Annotated in this window: 17 protein-coding genes, 1 pseudogene and 1 riboswitch; of the genes and pseudogenes, 7 read left to right on the top strand and 11 right to left on the bottom strand. The window is 64.9% G+C overall.

Features of this window, described 5'->3' with window-relative positions; all coding sequences use genetic code 11:
• Nucleotides 1–49: 49 nt before the first annotated feature.
• Complete coding sequence (locus CFE42_RS09500; protein WP_004627496.1) at nt 50–1,744, bottom strand: glycosyltransferase family 39 protein; 1,695 nt, start codon at nt 1,742–1,744, stop codon at nt 50–52.
• Nucleotides 1,745–1,882: 138 nt separating this feature from the next.
• Here CFE42_RS09500 and CFE42_RS09495 point away from each other — a divergent pair.
• Both CFE42_RS09495 and ribB read left to right on the top strand, forming a co-directional pair.
• Nucleotides 1,883–2,009, top strand: a pseudogene (locus CFE42_RS09495) (Zn-dependent hydrolase); the annotation flags it as partial.
• A gap of 98 nt (nt 2,010–2,107) precedes the next feature.
• A riboswitch (FMN riboswitch) is annotated at nt 2,108–2,263 on the top strand.
• Nucleotides 2,264–2,389: 126 nt separating this feature from the next.
• Nucleotides 2,390–3,115 carry a 3,4-dihydroxy-2-butanone-4-phosphate synthase gene (gene ribB, locus CFE42_RS09490; protein WP_004627492.1) on the top strand — a complete coding sequence of 242 codons (726 nt, stop codon included), beginning with the start codon at nt 2,390–2,392 and terminating at the stop codon, nt 3,113–3,115.
• Between the two features lie 34 nt (nt 3,116–3,149).
• On the opposite strand, the gene CFE42_RS09485 is transcribed toward ribB, so the two are convergent.
• From CFE42_RS09485 to CFE42_RS09465, 5 genes are all read right to left on the bottom strand, one after another.
• The gene (locus CFE42_RS09485) at nt 3,150–3,776 is read right to left on the bottom strand and encodes a bifunctional 4-hydroxy-2-oxoglutarate aldolase/2-dehydro-3-deoxy-phosphogluconate aldolase (RefSeq protein ID WP_004627491.1); all 627 of its coding nucleotides are present in this window, start codon (nt 3,774–3,776) and stop codon (nt 3,150–3,152) included.
• A 34-nt stretch (nt 3,777–3,810) separates the two neighbouring features.
• Nucleotides 3,811–5,163, bottom strand: a complete 1,353-nt coding sequence (locus CFE42_RS09480) for a gluconate:H+ symporter (protein ID WP_004627488.1) — start codon at nt 5,161–5,163, stop codon at nt 3,811–3,813.
• 80 nt (nt 5,164–5,243) lie between these two features.
• Entirely contained in the window at nt 5,244–5,630 is a 387-nt protein-coding gene (locus CFE42_RS09475; RefSeq protein WP_004627486.1) for a RidA family protein, read from the bottom strand.
• Nucleotides 5,631–5,672: 42 nt separating this feature from the next.
• Nucleotides 5,673–7,157 (bottom strand): amidohydrolase family protein, encoded by a 1,485-nt coding sequence (locus tag CFE42_RS09470; protein WP_004627485.1) that lies wholly within the window; start codon nt 7,155–7,157, stop codon nt 5,673–5,675.
• Between the two features lies 1 nt (nt 7,158).
• Entirely contained in the window at nt 7,159–8,028 is an 870-nt protein-coding gene (locus CFE42_RS09465; RefSeq protein ID WP_024542574.1) for a MurR/RpiR family transcriptional regulator, read from the bottom strand.
• 162 nt (nt 8,029–8,190) lie between these two features.
• On the opposite strand from CFE42_RS09465, the gene CFE42_RS09460 reads away from it, so the two are divergent.
• The gene (locus CFE42_RS09460) at nt 8,191–9,468 is read left to right on the top strand and encodes an amino acid deaminase (protein WP_004627481.1); all 1,278 of its coding nucleotides are present in this window, start codon (nt 8,191–8,193) and stop codon (nt 9,466–9,468) included.
• Between the two features lie 12 nt (nt 9,469–9,480).
• Nucleotides 9,481–10,407, top strand: coding sequence for a sugar kinase (locus tag CFE42_RS09455; RefSeq protein WP_004627480.1), 927 nt, complete (start codon nt 9,481–9,483; stop codon nt 10,405–10,407).
• 327 nt (nt 10,408–10,734) lie between these two features.
• On the opposite strand, the gene CFE42_RS09450 is transcribed toward CFE42_RS09455, so the two are convergent.
• The 3 genes from CFE42_RS09450 to CFE42_RS09440 all read right to left on the bottom strand — a co-directional run bounded on the left by CFE42_RS09450 (nt 10,735) and on the right by CFE42_RS09440 (nt 16,918).
• Nucleotides 10,735–13,164 carry a penicillin acylase family protein gene (locus tag CFE42_RS09450; RefSeq protein ID WP_004627477.1) on the bottom strand — a complete coding sequence of 810 codons (2,430 nt, stop codon included), beginning with the start codon at nt 13,162–13,164 and terminating at the stop codon, nt 10,735–10,737.
• Between the two features lie 267 nt (nt 13,165–13,431).
• Nucleotides 13,432–15,480, bottom strand: a complete 2,049-nt coding sequence (locus tag CFE42_RS09445; protein WP_024542573.1) for an ATP-binding protein — start codon at nt 15,478–15,480, stop codon at nt 13,432–13,434.
• Between the two features lie 139 nt (nt 15,481–15,619).
• Entirely contained in the window at nt 15,620–16,918 is a 1,299-nt protein-coding gene (locus tag CFE42_RS09440) for an MFS transporter (protein WP_004627473.1), read from the bottom strand.
• 152 nt (nt 16,919–17,070) lie between these two features.
• Here CFE42_RS09440 and CFE42_RS09435 point away from each other — a divergent pair, with 152 nt between their 5' ends.
• On the top strand, nt 17,071–17,427 hold the full coding sequence (locus tag CFE42_RS09435) for a DUF3175 domain-containing protein (protein ID WP_004627471.1): 357 nt from the start codon (nt 17,071–17,073) through the stop codon (nt 17,425–17,427).
• A gap of 18 nt (nt 17,428–17,445) precedes the next feature.
• On the opposite strand, the gene CFE42_RS09430 is transcribed toward CFE42_RS09435, so the two are convergent.
• Nucleotides 17,446–17,724, bottom strand: coding sequence for a hypothetical protein (locus CFE42_RS09430; protein ID WP_004627470.1), 279 nt, complete (start codon nt 17,722–17,724; stop codon nt 17,446–17,448).
• A 352-nt stretch (nt 17,725–18,076) separates the two neighbouring features.
• On the opposite strand from CFE42_RS09430, the gene CFE42_RS09425 reads away from it, so the two are divergent.
• Entirely contained in the window at nt 18,077–18,325 is a 249-nt protein-coding gene (locus CFE42_RS09425) for a dodecin (RefSeq protein WP_004627468.1), read from the top strand.
• Between the two features lie 65 nt (nt 18,326–18,390).
• Here the strand turns inward: CFE42_RS09425 and acpA are convergent, their stop codons facing one another.
• Nucleotides 18,391–20,553 carry an acid phosphatase gene (gene acpA / locus CFE42_RS09420; RefSeq protein WP_004627464.1) on the bottom strand — a complete coding sequence of 721 codons (2,163 nt, stop codon included), beginning with the start codon at nt 20,551–20,553 and terminating at the stop codon, nt 18,391–18,393.
• A gap of 274 nt (nt 20,554–20,827) precedes the next feature.
• On the opposite strand from acpA, the gene CFE42_RS09415 reads away from it, so the two are divergent.
• Entirely contained in the window at nt 20,828–22,219 is a 1,392-nt protein-coding gene (locus tag CFE42_RS09415; RefSeq protein ID WP_004627462.1) for a cytochrome-c peroxidase, read from the top strand.
• Nucleotides 22,220–22,338 lie beyond the last annotated feature (119 nt).

Here is a 22,338-nt window from a genome sequence, read left to right as displayed (position 1 = left end):
AGATGTTGCGGCCCTTCTTGTTTGGGGGATGCGATTGGTTTGGAGAGGCTTACCGCCGCGCCACCACCACCTTGTCGGCAGATTCAGCTACCAGCCGCATCGGCACGCCCGCTTCCTGCAGCTTCTGCCACGTCGTGCGGCGCATGAATGCGTAGGCGGGTGGCCCGTCGGTCCAGCGCTTGATCCATGCGTCCGTGGTGGCAACCACCTTGTTTGGCTCCAGGCCGGCGCCCATTTCCAGCTCGTCAAAGCCCGAGACCAGCGTCATCGGCCGACCGAGGTAGTAGATGGCGGTCTGGTCCAGCCACTCGACTGAGTAGAACGGTGTCTCGGCGGGAATCGGGCCCGTCGCATTCAGCGTCTTTTCGATGACGTCGCGGGCAGACAGCGCGTCGCGGAAGATCTCGCTGGCGTTGAGAATGCAGTCCCAGCAGAACAGGGCGGAGACCGACAGCACGATCACGGCCACTGTGCGCCGCTGCCAGCGCAGCGCCACGAGAGCGGCCAGCGTGCCGGCAGCCAGCATGGCCATCACCTCGCGCAGCGCCGGCATGGCCAGCGCAACCTGTTCGGCGGGCATCTTGGCGCCGGCCTTGGCGCCGATCATCGGCACGGCAAACCATAGCCCGATGGCGATCAGCAGATTGACGCCCAGCGACCATGCGACCGCGCGGGTCGGCATCTTCTCCAGCGCCAGTGCCAGCACGATCGCCAACGCGGGGAAGGCCGGCACGATATAGCCCGGCAGCTTCGAGTTCGATGCCGAGAAGAACAGGAAGATCATCCCCGCCCACCCAATCGACCAGCGCATCAGATCAAACTGCCGCGTGCCGACAAACAGGTCGGCCGCGCGGCCCATGCGCCGGCCGATGGCCGCAAACAGCAGCGGCGTCCACGGCAGCAGCCCCGCCGCGCCCACCGCGATGAAGTACCACCACTTGCCGCTGCGATGGTGCTCGTTAGTCAGGAAGCGTTGGAAATGCTCGTGGATGAAGAAGAAGTTGAAGAACTCGGGGTTGCGCTGCTGCACGATCACGAACCACGGCACCGTGGCGATCAGATACAGCGCAAGGCCAGGTAGCCAGTGCATGCGGCGGATCAGCGGCCAGTCGCGCGTCATCAGCAGATAGGCCACGCCGATCAGCCCGGGGACGACCAGCCCGATCAATCCCTTGGTGAGCGTCGCGCCCGCCAGGGCCAGCCAGACCACCAGCATCCACGCGAGCCGCCCACCACGGGATGTACCGGGCCGCTGCGCGAGCGCAAAACCGCACGCACCGACGGTCAGGAAGAAGCCCACGCCCATGTCGAGCGTGATGACCTGCCCGAACAGCAGATACAGCAGCGACGAGGCGAGAATCGCTGCGCCGGTTGCCGCCGCCCGCCCACCGCGATAGACCGCCAGCGTCCAGGCCGTCATCAGGATGCCGCCCAGGCCGAACAGCACCGGCCACAGGCGCGCTCCCCAGGTGCTGACGCCGAATGCCTGGAACGTGGCAGCCGTCGTCCAATACTGCAGGGGCGGCTTCTCGAAATATTTGAGATCGTTCAGGCGCGGCGTCACCCAGTCGCCGGAGACCACCATCTCGCGCGGGATCTCCGCATAGCGGCCTTCATCGGGTCGGAACAGGGTGGAGCGCTGGAACAGGTCGTCCGTCCACAGCGCGAGAAACACGCCGATGAGAGCGACAACGATCAGCGCCATCCATGGCGAGCGGCGGGCAGAGACTAGGCGGGATTCCATGCGGGGGCGGCGATAGCGAGCACGGTCGGAAAGGCTTGGATTCTAGTCGATGCAGGGTTAGCGGATGGTTAGCCTGGCCAAATGTCTTGCCCCTGACCTGTAGCGCGCATGAACAAAGCCCAGCTCGACAACGATTACGCCATCCACATTGCCAAGCATGGCCCGACGGCGACGATCTTCATCCCGTGCGTCAATGGTCTGAGCCACAACGAAGCCGAAGATGCGCGGCGCCGATGTGCTGCTGCATGCCATGCTGGCTCGGTGACAGAGCGCGGGATGGCGCTTTGCCCGACCCGTCAGTAGGGTCGAATCGTTGCAACTTGTTGCGGTAGCATTGCGCTTGCCGGCGATCCTGCCGGTTCAGTACGTCTTCAGGGCGGGGTGAAATTCCCCACCGGCGGTATGCGGACCGTGTGTCCGTGAGCCCGCGAGCGCCTTGCATGCGCCTGCATGCAGGGGTCAGCAGATCCGGTGAAATGCCGGGGCCGACGGTCAGAGTCCGGATGGAAGAAGATGTGCGGAACAACACGCTCGTGCTACAGGAGCACGCCTGGCTTTGTGCCGGGCTGCGCCGCTGCACGGCTCGCGCGTGTTTGTCTGCTTGCCCTGGAACGTCTTGTCGCCAATCTTGCGAGGAGCGTTTCCATGTTGTCCACTCAGCAATCCCCTGCAGTTCACCCCCCCGCATTGCTTGCCGCGAATGTGGCCTTTGATGCCATCGAAGCCCGCTTCGATCCGGCCGACATGCCTGCGCGCATGGCCGCCGCGCTCGATGCAGTTCGGCTTGGCGTGCCCGTTGTCGTGCTCGACGATGCCGATCGCGAAAACGAGGCTGACCTCATCGTCGCCGCCGACAAGCTCACGCAGGCCAGCATGGCCATGCTGATTCGGGAATGCAGCGGCATCGTCTGCCTGTGCCTGACGGCGGAGAAGAGCGCGTCGCTCGGCTTGCGTCCGATGGTGGAAGACAACCGCAGCCAGTACGGCACGGCGTTCACGGTGTCGATCGAAGCCCGCACCGGCGTGAGCACCGGCGTATCGGCGGCGGACCGTATCACGACCATCCGCGCGGCCATCGCGCCGGATGCCGATACGCAATCGGTTGTCAGCCCGGGGCACGTATTCCCGCTGGTGGCAAAGGAGGGTGGCGTGCTCACTCGCCGCGGTCACACCGAAGGCTCGGTCGACCTGGCACGTCTGGCAGGCTTGCCGCCGGCCGCAGTGCTATGCGAATTGATGCTGCCCGACGGTACCATGGCGCGCCGTGACGACGCGGTGCGCTTCGCCGATCAGCACAACCTGCCGGTGCTGACCATTGAAGATATCGTTCAATATCGGGAGCAGATGGAGCGCGCGGTCAGCTTTGTCTGACGACCAGCCGGCCGCGCGAGAGAGGTGACGCTGGTTACCGCTTGAGCGCGGCCGCTTCCTTGGCGAGCGCCGTGATGCCTGCCCAGTCGCCGGCAGCGACCTTGTCCTTGGGCACCATCCATGAGCCGCCCACACACACCACGTTGGGCAGCGCGAGGTAGTCGGGCGCGCTTTGCGGCGTGATGCCGCCGGTCGGGCAGAAACGCACATCGCCGAACGGCCCGTAGATCGACTTGAGCATCGGGATGCCGCCAGCCGCTTCGGCCGGGAAGAACTTGAGCGTCGTCAGGCCGAACTCCAGCGCCAGGATCAGCTCGGACGGCGTGGCGATGCCGGGCAGCCAGTCCAGTTCAGTCTTCCCCTGTGCCGCGGCCAGCATGGGCGTAATGCCCGGCGATACCGCAAACACCGCACCGGCATCCTTCGCCTGCTGGAAATGCTCCGGCCGCGTGAGCGTGCCGGCACCGACGATGGCGTCGCTGCCCAGGTCCTTCACCACGGCCCGGATCACGTCCAGCGCTACCGGCGTGCGCATCGTGATCTCGAACGTGCGGATACCGCCCTCGTACAGCGCGCGGCACACCTTGACGCCTTCATCGACAGATTGGAACTGCAGCACCGGGATGACCGGGCCGGCCTTGACGACGGAATCGATACCCACAACGTTCTCCTAGATCAACATCAACGGAACAAGCTTAAACGACGGTCGCCAGCGCCAGCGTGAGCAGCAGCGCGACGATCGAGATGATGGTTTCCAGCACCGTCCACGTCTTGAAGGTTTGCGGCACGGTCAGGTTGAAGTACTCCTTCACCAGCCAGAAGCCACCGTCGTTCACGTGCGACAGGATTAGCGACCCCGCGCCGGTGGCCAGCACCATCAGCTCCGGCTTGACGGCGGCGCCCGAGGCGGCGGCGATCGGGGCGACGATACCGCAGGCGGTCGTCATGGCCACCGTGGCCGAACCCGTAGCGATACGGATCAGCACGGCCACCACCCAGCCCAGCAGCAGCGGCGACAGATGTGCATCGGTGGCGACGGCCACGATGGCCTTCGACACGCCCGAATCACGCAGGATCTGGCCGAAGCCGCCGCCCGCACCCACCACCAGCGTGATCGTGGCGATCGGTGCCAGACACTCGTTGGTGAACTTGAGGATGGTCTCGCGGTTGAAGCCGCGTGCCTTGCCGAACGTGTAGAAGCTCACGATGGCGGCAATCAGCAGGGCCATCACGGAGTTGCCGGCCAGCTTCAGGATGTCGTTTGCCAGCGTCTTGGGCGCGACGATCAGGTCGGCCCAGCTGCCGATCAGCATCAGCACCACCGGCAGCAGGATCGTGAACAGCGTCACGCCAAAGCCCGGCAGCTCGCGCTTCTGGTCGGCTTCAACAAATTGGGCGGCCAGCGGGTTGTTTTCGTCCGGCTTGACGTAGCGCGAGACCAGCATCGCCCACAGCGGACCGGCCAGGATGGCAGTCGGCAGGCCGACGATCAGCGCATACATGATCGTCTTGCCGATGTCGGCCTGGTAAGCCGTCACGGCCAGCAGCGCGGCCGGGTGCGGGGGGATCAGGCCATGCACCACCGACAGACCGGCCACCATCGGCAGGCCCACCAGCAGGATCGGCGTGCCCGTGCGCTTGGCCACGTTGAAGGCAATCGGGATCAGCAGCACGAAGCCGACTTCGAAGAACACCGGCAAGCCGATGATGAACGCCACGACCATCATGGCCCAGTGCGCGTTCTTCTCGCCAAAGGCACTGATGAGCGTTTTGGCGATGCGCTCGGCACCCCCTGATTCCGCCATCATCTTACCGAGCATCGTCCCGAGGCCGACCACCAGGGCAATGTGGCCGAGCGTGCCGCCCACCCCGGTTTCGAACGCCTTGACGATATTGCCCATCGGCATGCCAACCACCACGCCCAGCACAAGCGAGACGACGATCAGCGTAACGAACGGGTTCAGTTTCTGGACAGCAATCAGGTAGATCAGTGCGACCACCGCCAGCGCGGCGGTCAGCAACAGCGAGTTGCCTTGCATCGGGACCATCGGGTTTCCTCCTCAGGGATATTCACGGCTCTTGTTGTCTGGGCGCTCCGTCGTGCAGGGCGCCTTTATGAAAATGCGGATTACGGCTTCTTGTAGGCCACGCAATCGACTTCGACCTTGCAGTCGATGACCATGCTCGACACCACGCAGGCGCGCGCGGGCGGGTTGGCACCAAAGTACTCCTTGAACACCTTGTTGAACGACTGGAAGTCGCGCGGATCATCCAGCCACACGCCGCAGCGCACGACGTGCTCCGGCCCGTAGCCCGCTTCGGCCAGGATGGACAGCACGTTCTTGATGGTCTGGTGCGATTGCTCGACGATGCCGTTGCCGACCACCTCGCCGTTCACCATGGGCGTCTGGCCCGAAACGAACAGCCAGCCGTCTGCGCCGGCTGCGCGGGCAAAGGGGAGGTGCTGGCCACCGGTGCCGGTGCCGCCTTCAACGCCAATTCGGGTAATCGTCATCGCTACGTTCCTTCTTTCAAGCTTTCAAACAAAACTCTGATCTCAGTGAATTTCCGCGGTCACAGCTGCCTGCGCACGGGGCCCACGCTTGAGGAAGCGGCCTGCCCGATGCGGCTGCACCGCGCCGTGCTGATATGACAGATGGCCGTTGACCCACACCGCCGCAATGCCCGCCGCCGGTTGCTGCGGGTCGGTAAAGGTGGCGACATCGCGCACCGTTTCGGGGTCGAACAGCACGAGATCGGCCCAGTAGCCTTCGCGCACCAGGCCCCGCTCGGTCAGGCCGAAACGCTCGGCGGACTGGCCCGTCATCTTGCGGATGGCGGCCGAGAGCGAGAGGAGCTTGCGCTCGCGGCTGTAGTACCCGAGCACGCGCGGAAAGGCGCCCCACAGGCGCGGATGCGGCTTCGGATCGTTCGGCAGGCCGTCGGAGCCAATCACCGTGGCGGGGTGGGTGATGATGCGGTCCAGATCCTGCGCCGACATGTTGTGGTACACGGCGCCCGCCGGCTGCAGGCGGCGCGCGGCGTCCATCAGGTCGGTGCCCCACGCGGCGGCAATCTCCTTGAGCGTCTGTCCGGCCATGCCCGGCTCCGGCTCCGACCACGTGATGAAGATGTCGAACTCGTCCGTTACCTGCTTGAGGTCCAGCGTGGACGAGCTTGCGGTGTACGGATAGCAGTCGCAGCCCACCGGCTGATAGCGCTGCGCGCCTTCGATGGATTCCAGTACCTCGCCTGCGCGGCCCCAATTGGCAGCGCCTGCGCACTTCAGGTGGGAAATCACGATCGGCACGCGCGCATGCTTGCCGACGCGGTACGCCTCGTCCATCGCATCGAGAATCGCCGCAAATTCTGTACGCAGATGCGTCGTGTAGATCGCGCCAGCTTCGGCCAGCGGCTCCGCCAGGCCCATCACTTCTTCGGTGGTCGACGCAAAGGCGTTGGCGTAGGCCAGGCCGGTCGACAGGCCGAGCGCGCCGTGGTCGAGCGCCTCGCGCAACTGTGCGCGCATGCCTTCAACCTCGCCAGCGGTGGCGGGGCGGTCGAGGCGGTCCAGATGGTTATTGCGCAGTGCCGTGTGCCCGACCAGCGCGGCAACGTTCACAGCGGGTTGCGCGCGCTCGACGGCGTCCACGTACGATGCGAAGGTCGGGTACGCAAACGCGCTGGTAGGCCCCAGCAGGTTCATCGGATCGGGCGGCTCGCCCTTGAGCGTGGCCGGCGACGCGCTGATACCGCAGTTTCCGACGATGACCGTCGTAATGCCCTGTGACACCTTGCACAGCATGTCGGGCGTGCGGATCACGTTGGTGTCGTCGTGCGTGTGCACGTCGATGAAGCCGGGGGCGAGGACGCGGCCTTCGCCAGCGATTTCCTCATCGCCCAGCCAGGCGGTGGAGTCCGATGTGGCGATGGCGGCGATGCGGCCGTCGGTGATGGCGACGTCGAACAGCGTGGCCTCGGGGTCGTGGCCGCTGCCGTCCACAATGCGGACCTGACGGATGACGGTGTCGTACTGCTGCATGTCAATCTCCGAGCGGCTGACGATTGCCGCCGCCGCGATGCGCATCGAGCACGTACTTGATGCGCCGTAACAGTTCCTTGCTGCGATCGGCTTGCTGCAGTGCGACTTCGGTGGCCAGCAAGTCGATCATCATCATCATGGCGTAGCGCGATGACGACGGCTTGAAGATGAAATCGGTTTCCATGGCCTGGATCGGCAGCAAGACATCGGCCAGCGCCGCCAGCGGCGAGCCGATGGCCGTGATGGCGACGATCCTGGCGCCGTACTCGCGCGCGATGGTCACGCTGTCGATGACCTCCGGCACGTGGCCGGTCACGGAAAACACGACCACCACATCGTCCGGGCTGAGCGTGGCCGCGACCATCCGCTGCAGCATCGAATCATGATAGGTGGTGACCGGCCGTCCCAGGCGGGCCAGCCGGTAGCGCATTTCGTCGGCCATGGTGGTCGAGCCACCGCCCATGCCGAACACGGCAATCATGCGCGCCGCCACCAGTGCGACGGCCGCGGCGCGGAATGCCTCCGGCTGCACCAGGGCGCGGTTGGCTTCCAGCACGTTGCTGATGTCGGCCAGGATGCCGTCTGCGCTGGACGGCGGGCGGTCCGCGCCGCCATCCAGAAAGCGCTGGCCGACTGCGGCTGCCTGCGCTAGCTTGAGCTTGAGTTCGCGCACGTCACGGCAGCCCATCGCCTTGGCAAAACGGGTGACGCTAGCCTCACTCACGCCGGCGCGTTCGGCAAGCGTTTGGATGCTGCCGGCGGCGGCCTCCGCGATGTCGCTCAGGACGGTCTGCGCGACCTTCTGCTCGGCGGGGCGCAGTTCAGCGGCACGCTGGGAGAGTCGGGTCACGATGTCCATCGGTTCACGCATGGGGTCGGGCTTAGGGTCTCGCATTCTGGCCCCCGGTAGTCGTCCGGATAGCGGCTTTGAGAGTGTTTTGGTACTTTGTAACAGGCTGGCCCGGAGAATAGTTTCGCCACTATCATTGTGTCAACCCGATGTTTACCCCCAAAGGAACACGAGTCGATTCCCATGAGTGATACAAAGTACCAAGGAGACGCCAACGCCGTCGTCAACCCGCTCGACAAGGGCTTGGGTGCGTTGGAAGCCGCATGCGCGCCGGAGCAGATCGCTGCCCAGCGCTGGAATGTATTGAACGAAGACCTGAACCTGCCCGCAGCGGTGCTCTCGCAATCCCGCGTGGAGCACAACCTGGCGTGGATGCAGCGCTTCGTGAGCGAATACGGCGCCAAACTCGCGCCGCATGGCAAGACGACGATGGCGCCGCGCCTGTTCCAACGTCAGTTGGCCGGCGGTGCGTGGGGCATCACACTGGCAACGGCGCACCAGACGCGCATTGCGTACGCCCACGGCGTGCGTCGCGTGCTGATGGCCAACCAGCTGGTGGGCAAGCGCAACATGGCGATCCTCGCCGAGTTGCTGGCCGATCCGACGTTCGAGTTTTTCTGTCTGGTGGATGCAGCGGATCAGGTCGATCAGCTTGCTGCCTTCTTCGGTAAGGCGGGGCGCCCGATCCAGGTGTTGATCGAACTGGGCGTGCAGGGCGGCCGCACGGGCGTGCGCGACGATGCGCAACCGCAATCGGTGCTCGATGCGCTCACGCTTGCCAATGGCGCCGTCAAACTCGCGGGCGTCGAAGTCTATGAAGGTGTGATCAAGGAAGAAGCGGATATCCGCACCTTCCTGCAGCGCGCCGTGAAGGTGATGGGTGATCTGGCAAAGGGCGGGCGCCTGCAACGCACGCCGGCCGTGCTGACCGGTGCCGGTTCGGCTTGGTACGACGTCGTGGCCGAAGAGTTCGCCAAGGCCAATATCGGCCAGCCGTTGGATGTGGTGCTGCGCCCGGGCTGCTACCTGACGCACGACGTGGGCATCTACCGCGCGGCGCAGGCCCGTATCGACGCCAACAACCCGATCGCGCACAAGATGCGTTCGAGCCTGCTGCCGGCGCTCCAGCTTTGGGCCTATGTGCAATCGGTGCCGGAAGCTGAGCGCGCCATCATCGCAATGGGCAAACGTGATGCTGCATTCGACGCCGGCCTGCCGCTGCCTGTGCTGCATTTCCGCCCGGGCGACAAGACGCCGTCGGCCACGCCGGCGCACTGGGAAGTCACCGGCATGATGGACCAGCATGCCTACCTGAAGATCGCCCCCGGCGACGACATCAAGGTCGGCGACATGATCGCCTTCGACATCTCGCACCCGTGCCTCACCTTCGACAAGTGGCGCCAGATTTCTGTCGTTGACGACGCCTACAACGTGGTCGACGTTGTGCAGACCTATTTCTGAGCGGGGCCGCCCATGGCAGACATCCTCGCCTATGGCGAAGCGTTGATCGAATTCAACCAGGCGGATTCCGGCAGCACGTCGTGGAATTTCGGCTTCGGCGGCGATACGTCGAACTTCTGCATTGCCGCGGCACGGCAGGGCGCACGCACGGGCTACATCAGCGCGGTGGGCGCCGACCGCTTCGGCCAGGCGCTGCGCGGGCTGTGGCAGGACGAAGGCGTGGACCACACCTACGTGCACACCGACACGCAGGCGCCAACGGGCCTGTACTTCGTTTCGCACGATGCGCGTGGTCACCACTTTGACTACCTGCGCGCGGGCTCCGCAGCGAGCCGCTTCCAGACGGCGCAGTTGCCGTTGCAGGCGATAGCGGCGGCCAAGGCGTTTCACCTGTCGGGGATCAGCCTGGCGATCAGCGATACCGCATGCGACGCCGGTTTGGCGGCGATGGCCCATGCGCGGGCGGCGGGTGTGCTCGTCTCGTTCGACACCAACCTGCGCTTGCGCCTGTGGCCGCTGGCGCGTGCCCGCGCCGTGATGCAGGAAGCGATGCGAACGTGCGATCTGTGCCTGCCGAGTTGGGATGACGTGACGGTGTTGCTCGACTGCCATGACCATGACGGCATTGTCGATACGCTGCTCGGCTGGGGCGTGAAGCTGGTGGCGCTCAAGATGGGCGGGGAAGGTTGCTATGTGGCCACACCGGAGTCCCGTACGCTGGTGCCGCGTCATACGGTCAATGCTGTCGATGCGACCGGCGCGGGGGATTGTTTTGGTGGTGCGTTTGTGGCGCGGATTGTTGCCGGAGATTCGCCGGTAGAGGCGGCGCGGTATGCCAATGTGGCGGCTGCGATTTCTACGACGGGGTATAGCGCTGTGGCGCCGATTCCTCGGGCGGAGGTGGTGCGGGCGGCGTTGGGTCAAGTTCAGGCTGATTAGGCGCTGTTGGTATGTCCCTTATTTCATCCCCTGCCGGGGCTGACTCACTTTCTTTGTCTTGCCAAAGAAAGTAAGCAAAGAAAGGCGCGCCCGAGATGGCGACCCCCTCCTTGAATTTATGTCGCAGAGAGGGAGCGCAGGCAACTCGCTTCGCTCAAACAGGCCTGCGCCCTTTCTCCTCTCTGCAACAGAAATTCAAGGCGCCATCTAGGGCAGGGTGCGGCCAAACCGTCGTGTGCCTGTGTTGGTGCCCAGTTGTGTTCTTGTTGGGTAAAGAAAAACGCCACCGCGTATTTGCGGTGGCGTTTTTTCTTGCGCATCGTGTGCTTACTTCCCCGGCACCAGATGCACGCGCGACTCGGTCGCCGCTTCCACCGCCTTGCGCGAATACAGCAGCGGGAAGTACTTGCCCTTGAGCCACAGCGGTGCCAGGTCGCGGTAGTGCGGGCTGTCGGGGTTGCCGGACTGGCCGGGCAGGTTGACGGCGCGCGAGTTGTCCCACTTGCCGACGTCCACCACCGTGCGGAACGAGGGGCCGTTCGTCTGCAGGAAATCGCTCGCGCGATACGTGGATTGATTCGGCGTGTAGGGGCTGCCGCCTTCGGGGGTGGGGCCGACGTTGAGCTTGGCGCGCGTTGCCTCGTCGACGATGGCGGTGAACGGATGGGCGTTCAGGTTGTGATGCAGCTGGCCCCAGTTCCACGCTTGCGGGTTCGGGCCCTGGCGCTTGACCATGTCGGTCCACGCATTCTTCAGGCTGTCGAGCAGCACGGCATCGCGTTTGGCGGCGGCTTGCTGCGGGTCTTCGCCGAATTTGCGTTCGCTGCCTTGCGGGTGCTCCAGCGTGTCGAGCATGACATCGGTGTCGGGCGCGGCCATTGCTTCGGCGCTGGCCTTGGAAAGCACGGCGTTCTTGAATGCGCGGCCCAGGTGATGCGTGAACCAGACCTCATGCAGCGCGGCTTGCGGAGAATCCGCCAGCATGGTCGCGTTCCAGCCCTTGAACAGATTGAGCGCAGCCTGCGTGTCGGCGTCGTCGGACGACAGCGGCGCCAGCAGGGCCGTCAGCCTGCGCGCCGGGATCGACACCATGTCGTTCTGCAGGCGCATCGAATCTTCGATCGACACCTTGTCGAGCCTGGCCAGCACTTCGTCAATGCGAGCGTGGCGCGAGCCGTTGGTCCACTCGAAGCCGAGTTTGCGTTCGCGGTACGGGTAATCCGCCGGCAGGTTCATCTCGTTGGACGAGGTGAAATAGCCAGACTTCGGGTTGTAGCTGCTGGGCAGTTGATCGCCGCGCCAGAAGCCGGCCCATTCATAGCGGCCGTCCCCGGGCACTGGCAGCAGGCCGTCCCAGTTCGGGCGGATCGGGGCGAGGCCGCCCGGCACCCAGCCGATGTTGCCCTTCGTGTCTGCGTAGACCTGGTTTTCCGTAGGCGCACCCCAGTTCATCATGGACTGCCTGAACTGCGCGAACGTGCGTGCGCGCATGTAGCCGACCGAGCCGAAATAGGGTGACATGCCCGGCGACAGCCACGCGGAGCGCACGGCATACGCGCGGTGCTTCTCGGCATCGATGTAGATGACGGGGCCGTGGCGCGTGAAGGTCAGGTCGACGGGGCGGGATTCACCGCCGCGCACCTTCACGGTTTCGTGCAGCACGATGAAGGGCTCCCAGCCGCCGTTGTAGCGGTATTCGCCGTTGTTGGCCGGGTTCAGTTCGTAGACGTACAGGTCTTCCTGGTCGATGTTGAAGATGGTCAGGCCAAACGCCACGTGCCCGTTGTGCCCGATCGACACGGCCGGCAGCGAGGGCTCGCCGGCGCCGATGATGTCGAGCGTGGGCGTGCTGACATGGGCGATGTAGCGCAGGCTGGGTGCCGAATACGCGCGGTGCGGGTCGTTGGCCATCACGGCGCGGCCGGTGGTGGATTTGCCCGGCGCGATCACCCAGTTGTTGCTGCCCTCCATGGTCTCTTCAAGGTTGGCAGCGGCTGCCACGCGCGTGCTGTCGACGTCTACGCCCTTGAGGGATTCGGGCGTGAGGCGCGCGCCCTGCGTGGCAAGCGTGAAGACCCTCAGCAGATCCTTCGGCAGGCATGGGTCCAGGCCTTCGGGCAACTGGGTTTGCCAAGCGGGCTGCAGGCGGAAGCGGACGGTGTCGTCGGAAAGGTTGGCCTTGCAGGCCACGTTGGCACGTGCAACTTCCGATTGTAGATTGCGCGTCAGGCCGTGGCTGCGGATGCGCACCACGTCTTCCGGTGCCCAATGCGCGGGCGCGTAGTTGAGCTTGCGGAACTCGAACGGCATCTGCTCCGGATGCTTGGCCAGCCAGTCGACATACGCGTTGATGCCGGCCACGAAGCGCGTGGCAATGCGCTGCGCATCGGGGCTGTAGTGGTTCCATTCGACCTGCATGTCACCGCGATAGAGGAACAGCCGCGTGGCGCGATCCTGTTCCACATAGGCCGGGCCGAACACTTCCGAAAGCTGACCCAGGCCCCGGCGGCGCCACAGGTCGATCTGGAACAGGCGGTCTCGCGCGGCGTTGAAGCCTTGCGCGAAAAAGCCGTCGTCTTCGCTCCTGGCATAGATGTGCGGCACGCCCCAGCGGTCGATCAGGATGTCGGCGGGCTTTGACAGGCCGGGCACGGCGATGGTCTGGGCGGCAGCTGTATGCGCATCCTTGGCAACGGCCTGCGCGGAAAACCCGAGTGCAACGGCAGACAGCAGAATGGAAAGCGAACGGATAGGCATGGCGATGCAGTCTCCTCTCTGAGCCCGGAATGCCAGCGCAGCCCAGATGGGCAACTAGGTTCAGGCGTTCTTATGGATGCAGCAGACAACCGCGAGCGCGGCTGATGGGAAGGGCAAGCTGGCCGATCGGGTGAGCGGGTGCTGGCAACTGCTAGGGGAGAGATGCCCACCGATCGGCACAGACCTATGAGTATGCGGATGCGCCGCTACTTGCGCCAATGACTTTTGTTCAGTCAACCATTCCGTCACGGCATGGTTGCCGATGTGTCACACCAACGTTTCAGGCCCGGTCTTGCGATGCACATTGGCGGCCAGCACGTGGCCCAGTTCGCCCGGGAAAATCGGCTTGGTGATGACGGATTGGTACCCGGCCTCCTTCGCCGCCTTCAGGCGGATCGGGTCGGCAAATGCCGTCACTGCGATGGCGGGCAGGTCGGTCCAACCGCGTTCGCGCACGGCCCGCACTAACTGCATGCCGTCCATGCCCGGCATGGCGAGGTCGCTGACCAGCGCATCGAACGGGTAGGCGTTGGCGACTGCATGTTCCAGCGCATCGAGTGCGGCCGCCCCGCTGGATACGGTGACAACGTCGGCCCCGTAGCGCTCGAGCATCAGCGCGATCACGCCGAGCGACTCGGGGTTGTCATCCACTGCCAGCACGCGGATGCCGTCCAGTGTCGGCACGCCCGTCCCCGCGACGAGGCCCGGCGTGCGGTTGGCCTGTTCGCCCGGCTGCGCGGCATGCAGCGGCAACGACACGGCCATGGTGGTGCCACGGTCCGCACCGCTGCTGGCTGCCGTGATGCGGCCGTGGTGCAGTTCGACGAGTTGTTTGGCAATCGCCAACCCCAGCCCGAGCCCGCCGTGCCGACGCGTGCTGGACAGGTCCGCCTGCTGGAACCGATCAAAAATATGCGGCAGGAAGGTGGGCTCGATGCCGATGCCGGTGTCGCGCACGGTGGCGACCACGCCTTCGGGCGCCGGATGCACCGAGAGCCGGATGTGGCCGCCCTCGGGCGTGAACTTGACGGCATTGGCCAGCAGGTTCCAGAACACCTGCTTCAGGCGCCCGGCATCACCTTGCAGCATCGGCACGGGCAGGAATTCGGTCTCGATGGTGATGTTCTTCTGGCGCGCCATCGGCTCGATGGTCTCGCGCGCGCGTTCCAGCACGTCGGCCAGATCTACGGGGCCAATCTCCAGTGGAACCTTGCCCGAAAGGATGGCCGACATGTCGAGCAGGTCGTCGATGAGGTGGACCTGCGTGCGGGCGCTGCGCTCGATGGCTTCAATACCGCGCTTGAACATCGCTTCGTCGTACGCGCGCATGTTCAGCAATTGCGCCCAGCCGAGCACCGCATTGAGCGGCGTGCGCAGCTCGTGGCTGACGGTCGCCAGGAAGTCGTCTTTCAGGCGGCTGGCGCGCTCGGCCTCTTCGCGGGCGCGGGATTCGGCTTCGAGCAACTGCGTGCGGCGGGCCTCGGCCTGGCGGCGTTCGCTGATATCGATCACGGCGTTCGTCAGGCCGATGATCTCGCCGGTGTCGTCGCGCAGCGGCATGACCACCACGTCGTAGACCACGCGCTGCGTGTGGCGCCGCCGGAACGCGAACTCCACGCGCGTAGGCGTGCCCGTTGCGATGACGCGCTGGCCGGCTTCGGTCAGGCGCGATGCAGCGCGGCGGCCGAACACTTCGCGCACCGTTCGTCCCAGCAACTGCTCGGGCTGCAGGCCGAACACGGGGTTGTGCACCCACGTGAAGTGCATCGTGTTGTCGACGTCGTAGAGCGAAATGGGCGAAGCCTGCAGCGCGGCCAGCAGGCGTTGCTGCGACAGGCGTTGCTGGGTTTCGGCCCGCGCGCGCCGTTCAGCCCCGGCGCGGGCACGACGCAACTGCTCGCACAAGGCGCAGATAAGCAGTGCGCCCACCCCAAACACCGTCATCTGGATCGGCGTGAGCGGCACAGCGGCAGGCCAGCTTTGCAGTGCAGCCAATGCGATGAACAGCCCCGCATAGCAGACGATGGCCAGCATCCCCGGCCAGAAGCCGCCATACCACGCGGCAATTGTTACCACCGGAAAGGCCAGGTAGAACGGCAAATGGATGCCCATTGCCGATTCGAGCAGCAACCGCCCAATCGTGCCGACGGCGGCCGCACCCATCGCCACCAGCCATGCCGATGGACGAATGGCCGGGGCATCGTTGAACCCGCTCTTGCTGAAGGGCCCAGGGTCCGGCAACCGGGCAGGGTCAGCAGCGCGCGCGTCCGACGGGCGGGAAGATGAGGGCAGGATGGACGTCACAGTCGGGCGCAATACCGGGCGGAGAATAAAGCAGCCAAAGGTGCCTCAGGATACGAATTGGCCGCCACCGATGCCATCGGGGTTTCGCTGACATGCTTGCAAGACAGCGCCCGATTCTTGCTCAGGCCAGCAGTGGCGCGGTCTGGCGGGTTTATCCCCCTGAAGAGGGGTGTCCGGCATCCGCCGGGTGCGGATCGCGCATGCGGTCGCGTTGCGCCAGGGCCGGGAACAGCCGCATCCAGGCTGCCACCACCAACAGCGTGCCGAGGCCGCCAATCACCACCGAGGCCACCGGCCCAAGCAGCCCCGCCAGCATGCCCGATTCGAATTCGCCCAACTGGTTGGACGCGCCCACGAACACGGAATTGACTGCGCTCACGCGCCCGCGCATGGCATCGGGCGTATCGAGCTGCACCAGCGAAGTGCGGATCACCACACTGATCATGTCGGACGCCCCCAGCAGCACCAGCGCCAGCATCGACAGCGGCAGCCAGTGCGACACCCCAAATACCAGCGTCGCCAGCCCGAACACCGCCACGGCGGCAAACATCACCCCGCCGACGTGCCGATCCAGCGGACGGTGCGCCAGGAAAAGCGCCATGCCCAGCGCCCCCACCGCCGGCGCCGAGCGCAGCAGCCCCAGCCCCCATGCGCCTGTGCCAAGGATGTCGCGCGCGTAGATCGGCAGCAGCGCCGTCGCGCCGCCCAGCAGTACCGCAAACAGGTCGAGCGAGATGGCGCCCAGCACCACCGGCCGCCCCTTGATGAACGCAATACCCGCGAACAGCGATTCGAGGCTGACCGGCGTGCTGACGGGCACCGCCCGCTCCATCCGTACCAGCGCCAGCAACACGTGCGCGAGCAAGAACAGCCCTGCTGCCGTGGCATACACCACCGGCGCGCCTGCCACGTAGAGAAAGCCGCCCAGCGCCGGTCCCAGGATCACGCCGGTCTGCCCGGCCGAACTGGACAGCGCCACCGCGCGCGGCAATGCCTGCAGGGGCACCAGCGTCGGCAACAGCGCTTGCAGCGTCGGCGTCTCGAACGCTCGCATCGCGCCAATCACCACCACGCACAGGAAGATCGGCTGCACGCCTGCGTGCCCATTGGCTGCCATGACGGCCAGCGCGAGCGCCACCAGGGCTTCGATGGCCTGGCAGGCGCGCACGACGTACCGCCGGTCGTAGCGGTCCGCAATATGGCCGGAGGCCAGCACCAGCACCACCGAGGGCAGGAACTGCGCCAGCCCGACCAGCCCGAGCACGTAGGCACTGCGCGTCAGGTCGTAGATCTGCCAGCCGACGGCCACCCCGAACATCTGATACGCGAAGGTGGTGGACAGCCTGGCGAACCAGAACAGCCTGAACGCGGGATAGGAAAACGGCGCATGCGACAGCGTTTGCGCAGATGCGGAAGAGGAAGCGGGGGAAAGACCGGCGTCGCCAGACACGTTGGATGTGCGCCGGTATCCGGCGATCAATGAAGGAGGCGGAAAGGAGGCGTGAAGCGTCCGTCATCGTAGCGGAAGTCGCCCCCTTGTAGCCGCCCGCGCGGGTACGCGGCTTGCGAAACTGCTGGCACATCATTACAGGAGATTTCATCATGGCCACGCACAACGCCCGGTCAAAGCCGGCGCCGCCCAGATCGACGGCCAAGCCGAAGAACCACCGTTGGTCGCGCCACGTCATGGAGACCAGCGACGCGCTGGACATCGAACCCGATATCTTCAAGTCGCGCAGCCCCGCGCGGATTGCGGCGTCGCTCAAGGCATCGGCCGAGCATAGCCGGCGGCGCAAGGGGACGGCATTCCAGTCGGCCATGTCAATGCTGACGTTCTATATCAATCGGGCGGGGCACAACCTCAGCGGCGGGCGTCGCCGGATTCTGGAACGTGCCAAGGATGCTCTGCGAGCCGAATTTGGCCGCCGTGCCCAAAGCACGGCCAAGGCCCGGCATTGATGGAAGGGGCGACGCCGCTCAGATGGTCAGCATGACGCTGAGCAGTTGGCGAGCCACCGCCTTGTAGTCGGCGTTGTCACTCTGCGGCGAATACGTGGACAGTGTCTTGCCCCGGTATTTGACGGTCACGATGCCGTTGCGGGTTGAATAGGTGGCTTCGATGGTCCGGCCGCCGCGCTCGAGATTGAAGGGGATGGTCTCAGCGATCAGCCGTGCGGTTTCTTGCGTGGCCGGTGAGGGCGGCACGGCCGACAGCGGCGGGTATGAGGCGAGTGCTTGTTGTTCGGGGTGGCGCATGGCGCCTCCTCTTCGGGGGAAACGGATAGGCACTCCAACGCAGGTTCCGTACCAGCCCCGTTGGGCGCGGACATGCCGAGTGGCCGCCCGAAAAGTGGCACATCAACTGCAGTGGGGCGCTCGACATGCGCGCGGGTTTGACGTCACGCGTCGGTCCGTTGACGATATTTGTCAGATTTGTAAACGCAATTAACCGCCAAAATTTTAGGCCCGTGTAAATCCGGGCTATCAAGGCGGGGGGACAGGTGCCATTCTGGTAAGTGCCATGCCGCGCGCATCGAACCAACCACATGCACATCGCGCCTTGCAGGCACCCCTGCCGACGTTCCAACCATGCCAATAAGGAGGCAATATGGGTTCCCATACCTACAAGTTGATCGAGCTGGTCGGCTCTTCTCCCGAGTCCAGCGATGCGGCGGTACGCAATGCCATCGCACGGGCAAGCGAAACGCTCAACCATCTGGATTGGTTTGAAGTCCTGGAAACGCGTGGCCATCTCGTCGACGGCAAGATCGCGCATTGGCAGGTGACGCTCAAGGTCGGGATGCGGCTGGAGACGCTGGAAAGCGAAAAGCCCGCCGGCAAGAAGAAGGGCAAATAGCGGGTGAAGAAAAAGGCGGCCCGGATTGCTCCGGCCGCCTTTTTCACGATGACTGCGTTGCAGCGTTATTGAGCCTGCGTGAAATCCAGCGCGTTGGTCAGGTCGCCCATCGGCTTGTTGCCGTTGGAGACGAGCGCGTCGTCACGTTGCTTGATACCCGGCAGCGTCGGCAGGTCGAAGCGGTGCGTGATCAGGCGCAGGACCGAAGCCGTGTCGTACTGGGTGTGGTCAACGAAACCCTTCTTGGCGAACGGCGAGATGATGATCGCCGGGATACGCGTGCCCGGGCCCCAGCGGTCGGCCTTCGGCACCGTGGCGTGGTCGTAGAAGCCACCGTTTTCGTCATACGTCACGACGATCACCATGTTCTTCCACTGCGGGCTCTTCTGCAGCTGGGCGATCACGTTGGCGATGTGCGCGTCGCCGTCAGCCACATTGGCGTAGCCCGGGTGCTGGTTCAGGTTGCCTTGCGGCTTGTAGAACGTGACGGCGGGCAGCTTGCCTGCGGCTGCGTCTTGCAGGAAGGCGGCGTCGTAGTCGCGCAGGTGGGCCGCACGCTCGGCGGCGCCGGTGGTCGTGGCCGGGTCGAAGCGGCTGAAGTAGTTGAACGGCTGGTGGTGCGGCTGGAACTGGATCGCGCCGCTGTAGATCACGCTGCGCGTGGTGTTCGGAGCGTCGGCGATGGCCGCGTTCCAGGCGCCGGCGTACCAGGCCCAGTCCACGCCACGGGCGGTCAGCAGGTCACCGATGTTGGTGGTCGACTGCTTCGGCATCGTCGACGCCTTGGTCGGATCAGCATAGGCTGCGTTGCCGCTGGCTACGGCGTTGCCCGAGGGCTGGTACGGCGGCTGCATCGTGTTGACGGCGTACGAGTTGCCGTTGCTGTCGACCGGCGTCAGGCTGCCGTCCTTCGTGGGATTGCCATCGTCGCCAGCGCCTGCGTATGAGGTCGGGGCACCGGCCATCACCGAGCTTGCAGCCGGGATGAGCGTCGGGCTGCCGTCTGCATTCGTCTTGACGTTGGCAATGCTGTTGACCGCCGGCGACGCCTTTGCGTTCGGGTAGATCGGTGCGCACGCGCAGACCAGGTACTGGTGGTTCAGGAACGAACCGCCGAAGGCGCCCATGAAGAAGTTGTCCGCCAGCGTGTATTGCTTGGCGATGTTCCACATGGCCATCTTGCTGCCGTCGTAGTAGCCCATGGTCAGGCCGCCGGCATCGGCAAAGGCGGCGAACTTGTCGTTCTTGCCGCCGTTGATCTGCATCTGGTTCTGATAGAAGCGGTGCCAGAGGTCACGCGTGATGACGTTCTGGCCGACCACCGTGCCCGTGCTGCCGAAGCCCGACGGGCTGTCGATCTGGAACATCTGGTTCGGCATGTTGGCGGTGGAAGCCTGCGTGATCTGCACGCTTTGGCCGGCGGCGGTCACGCCACCCCAGGTGGGCGGCAGCGTCGGCAGCACGGAGCCGTCGAAGTCTTTCTGCGCAACGGCAGTGCCCGTCGAGGTCGGGTTCACACCGGGGATGCCGTTGGCGCCCGGGAACAGGCCGTACAGGTTGTCGAAACCGCGGTTTTCTGCGTAGATGACCACGATCGTTTTGACGTTGTTTGCCAGCGCCATGCGCTTGGTCACCCCGTCGTGCAGGCGCTTGTCGATGTCGCCACCATTGGCAACGGCGTCAGCGATCAGATCGATGGCCTGGTCGATCTCAGCCTGCAGCGCAGTTTTGGTGTCAGCGTCGGTTTCCTTGTTGTGGTCTTCCAGCAGCTTGTCGATCGTCACGCCAAGGCGAGCGGCCAGTGCCGTCTTGGCAGCGTTGATGTCACCGCCGTTGCTGTCCATCAGCACCGCCAGTTCGGTCGAGATGGCGCTGACAACAGCATTGGCACCGGCCGGTGCGCGGAACACCAGCGGCTGCGTGATGGCCGTATGCGTGCCCTTGTCCGGGTCGTTGCGGAAAGCGTCCGTGCCGATTTCCACGGTGATGGCGCCCGTGCCCGACAGCGAGTACGCGCCGTTGGCATCGGTATAGGTGCTGGCTTCACCCGAATCGCACTTGCCGTTGTTGTTGGCGTCGATACAAACTTTGGCATGTTCGAAGTAGCTGCCGGTCACCACGCCAGAGGTGGACGCGGAGGCACTGCTGTTCGAATCACTGCCACCACAGGCAGACATGCTGGCAGCAACCAACGCGGTCAGCGGCAAAAGACGAAGCGCTCGGCTCATGATTTCCCTGGATTGTTGTGTGGGGGACGAAAGCGAGCCGGAGTCTGTGCTTCGTGTGTGACAAGTTGATGATGAGAACGCTGGCGTGGAGCTGATTTCGCCCCAGTTGAGCGTGATGACCATCGTCAGGATGAGCAGGGGTACCACCGATCGTTTGAAGACATTTGCCACCACGGGTCATCTCCAAGGGCTGACGTGACAGACGTTTGACGACATCAAAGTGTCATGGCCGCCGTGCTAAGTTGCAAGGTTCGCAAAATCCCGCCTGTCGAAAATGTCCCGTGTGCTGCGCGCTGCAACGTTTCGCGTGATCGCCGTATCGGCGCTTGCCGGCGTGGTCGTCGTGTTGTGCGGGTGCGGGCGGGGCGATCCTGCGGCCCATGCCGCAACCGTGGCGGCTTCGGCACCAGCAGCGGTGGCGCCATCGACGGCGGCGGGCGTAAAGCCCGCAGCGGCCCCTGCCTACGAGAAAGCCTTCTACACGATGATGGCTACGCGCCGCCCGTCGGTGCCTGCAATGGCGGCGCTTGGCAAGGCGCTGTTCTTCGATCCTGCCCTGTCTGCCTCGGGCAAGCAGGCCTGCGCCAGCTGCCATAGCCCGACACATGCCTATGGCCCACCGAACGATCTGTCGGTCCAGCTTGGCGGCACGGGCATGAACAAGACGGGCGTGCGCGCAGCACCATCGCTGCGCTATCTGCAGAAGGTGCCGCCGTTCTCCGAACACTTTTACGAGAGCGACGGCAACGACTCGGAAGACCAGGGCCCGACCGGCGGCTACACGTGGGATGGCCGCGTGTCGTCCACGCACGACCAGGCGCGCATCCCGCTGCTGTCGGGGCACGAGATGGCCAACGGCACGCAGGCCAGCGTCGTGGCCAAGCTGCGCAATGGCCGCCACGCGCAGACGTTCCGCCAGGTGTTCGGCAACGACATCCTCGACAACGAAGACACCGCCTTCCGCGCGGCACTGATGGTGCTCGAGGTCTTCCAGGAAACACCGTCCGAGTTCTATCCGTATGACAGCAAGTACGACGCGTTCTTGCGCAAGCAGGTGAAGCTGTCGCCGCAGGAGTTGCGCGGGCTGAAGGCGTTTGCCGATCCGGCCAAGGGCAACTGCGCGTCGTGCCACGTGAGCGCCATCAAGCAGGACGGGGCGTTCCCGGCCTTCACCGATTTCGGTCACATCGCCGTGGGGGTGCCACGCAATCGCTCGCTGGCCGCCAATGCGGATCCGAAGTTCTTCGACCTGGGCCTGTGCGGCCCCGACCGGACCGATCTCAAAGACCGCACGGACTATTGCGGCCGCTTCCGCACGCCGTCGCTGCGCAACGTGGCGCTGCGCAAGACCTTCTTCCACAACGGCGCCATCCACTCGCTGGAAGACGCGGTGCGCTTCTACGCCCAGCGCGACACGCAGCCGCAGAAGTGGTACCCGCGCAAGGCTGACGGCACGGTCGACAAGTTCGACGATCTGCCGGCCCAATACCGCGCCAACGTCAACATGGAGCCGCCGTTCGGGGGCAAGCCCGGCGACAAGCCTGTGCTGTCCGAGGCCGACGTGCGCGACATCGTTGCGTTTCTCAAGTCGCTCACCGACGGCTATCGCCCCGTGCGGGCGACGCAATCCGGCAGCCAAGGCGGCAGCCGCGTCGCACAGCGCTAAGCCTCGCAATCCAAGCCCTGCGGCCCGTTTGTTGCAACACCTTGCGACGGATTCGCGCAAAGCCGTGCTTGCGCTGCGGTTATCATCGGCGGATCGTCTTTCTGCTGTCTTCTACTTCC

Origin of the sequence: Ralstonia sp. PBBBR1 (assembly GCF_002256165.1) — a bacterium.
In the GTDB taxonomy this organism is placed as follows: domain Bacteria; phylum Pseudomonadota; class Gammaproteobacteria; order Burkholderiales; family Burkholderiaceae; genus Ralstonia; species Ralstonia thomasii.
Note: the sequence above shows the minus strand (reverse complement) of the source record. Positions and strands in the feature narration are given on the sequence as shown.

Coding starts and splice junctions, on each gene's coding strand:
- CFE42_RS09500 (WP_004627496.1), bottom strand. CDS start 1,744: ATGGAATCCCGCCTAGTCTCTGCCCGCCGCTCGCCATGGATGGCGCTG.
- ribB (WP_004627492.1), top strand. CDS start 2,390: ATGTTGTCCACTCAGCAATCCCCTGCAGTTCACCCCCCCGCATTGCTT.
- CFE42_RS09480 (WP_004627488.1), bottom strand. CDS start 5,163: ATGGTCCCGATGCAAGGCAACTCGCTGTTGCTGACCGCCGCGCTGGCG.
- CFE42_RS09475 (WP_004627486.1), bottom strand. CDS start 5,630: ATGACGATTACCCGAATTGGCGTTGAAGGCGGCACCGGCACCGGTGGC.
- CFE42_RS09470 (WP_004627485.1), bottom strand. CDS start 7,157: ATGCAGCAGTACGACACCGTCATCCGTCAGGTCCGCATTGTGGACGGC.
- CFE42_RS09465 (WP_024542574.1), bottom strand. CDS start 8,028: ATGCGTGAACCGATGGACATCGTGACCCGACTCTCCCAGCGTGCCGCT.
- CFE42_RS09460 (WP_004627481.1), top strand. CDS start 8,191: ATGAGTGATACAAAGTACCAAGGAGACGCCAACGCCGTCGTCAACCCG.
- CFE42_RS09455 (WP_004627480.1), top strand. CDS start 9,481: ATGGCAGACATCCTCGCCTATGGCGAAGCGTTGATCGAATTCAACCAG.
- CFE42_RS09450 (WP_004627477.1), bottom strand. CDS start 13,164: ATGCCTATCCGTTCGCTTTCCATTCTGCTGTCTGCCGTTGCACTCGGG.
- CFE42_RS09435 (WP_004627471.1), top strand. CDS start 17,071: ATGGCCACGCACAACGCCCGGTCAAAGCCGGCGCCGCCCAGATCGACG.
- CFE42_RS09430 (WP_004627470.1), bottom strand. CDS start 17,724: ATGCGCCACCCCGAACAACAAGCACTCGCCTCATACCCGCCGCTGTCG.
- CFE42_RS09425 (WP_004627468.1), top strand. CDS start 18,077: ATGGGTTCCCATACCTACAAGTTGATCGAGCTGGTCGGCTCTTCTCCC.
- acpA (WP_004627464.1), bottom strand. CDS start 20,553: ATGAGCCGAGCGCTTCGTCTTTTGCCGCTGACCGCGTTGGTTGCTGCC.
- CFE42_RS09415 (WP_004627462.1), top strand. CDS start 20,828: ATGTCCCGTGTGCTGCGCGCTGCAACGTTTCGCGTGATCGCCGTATCG.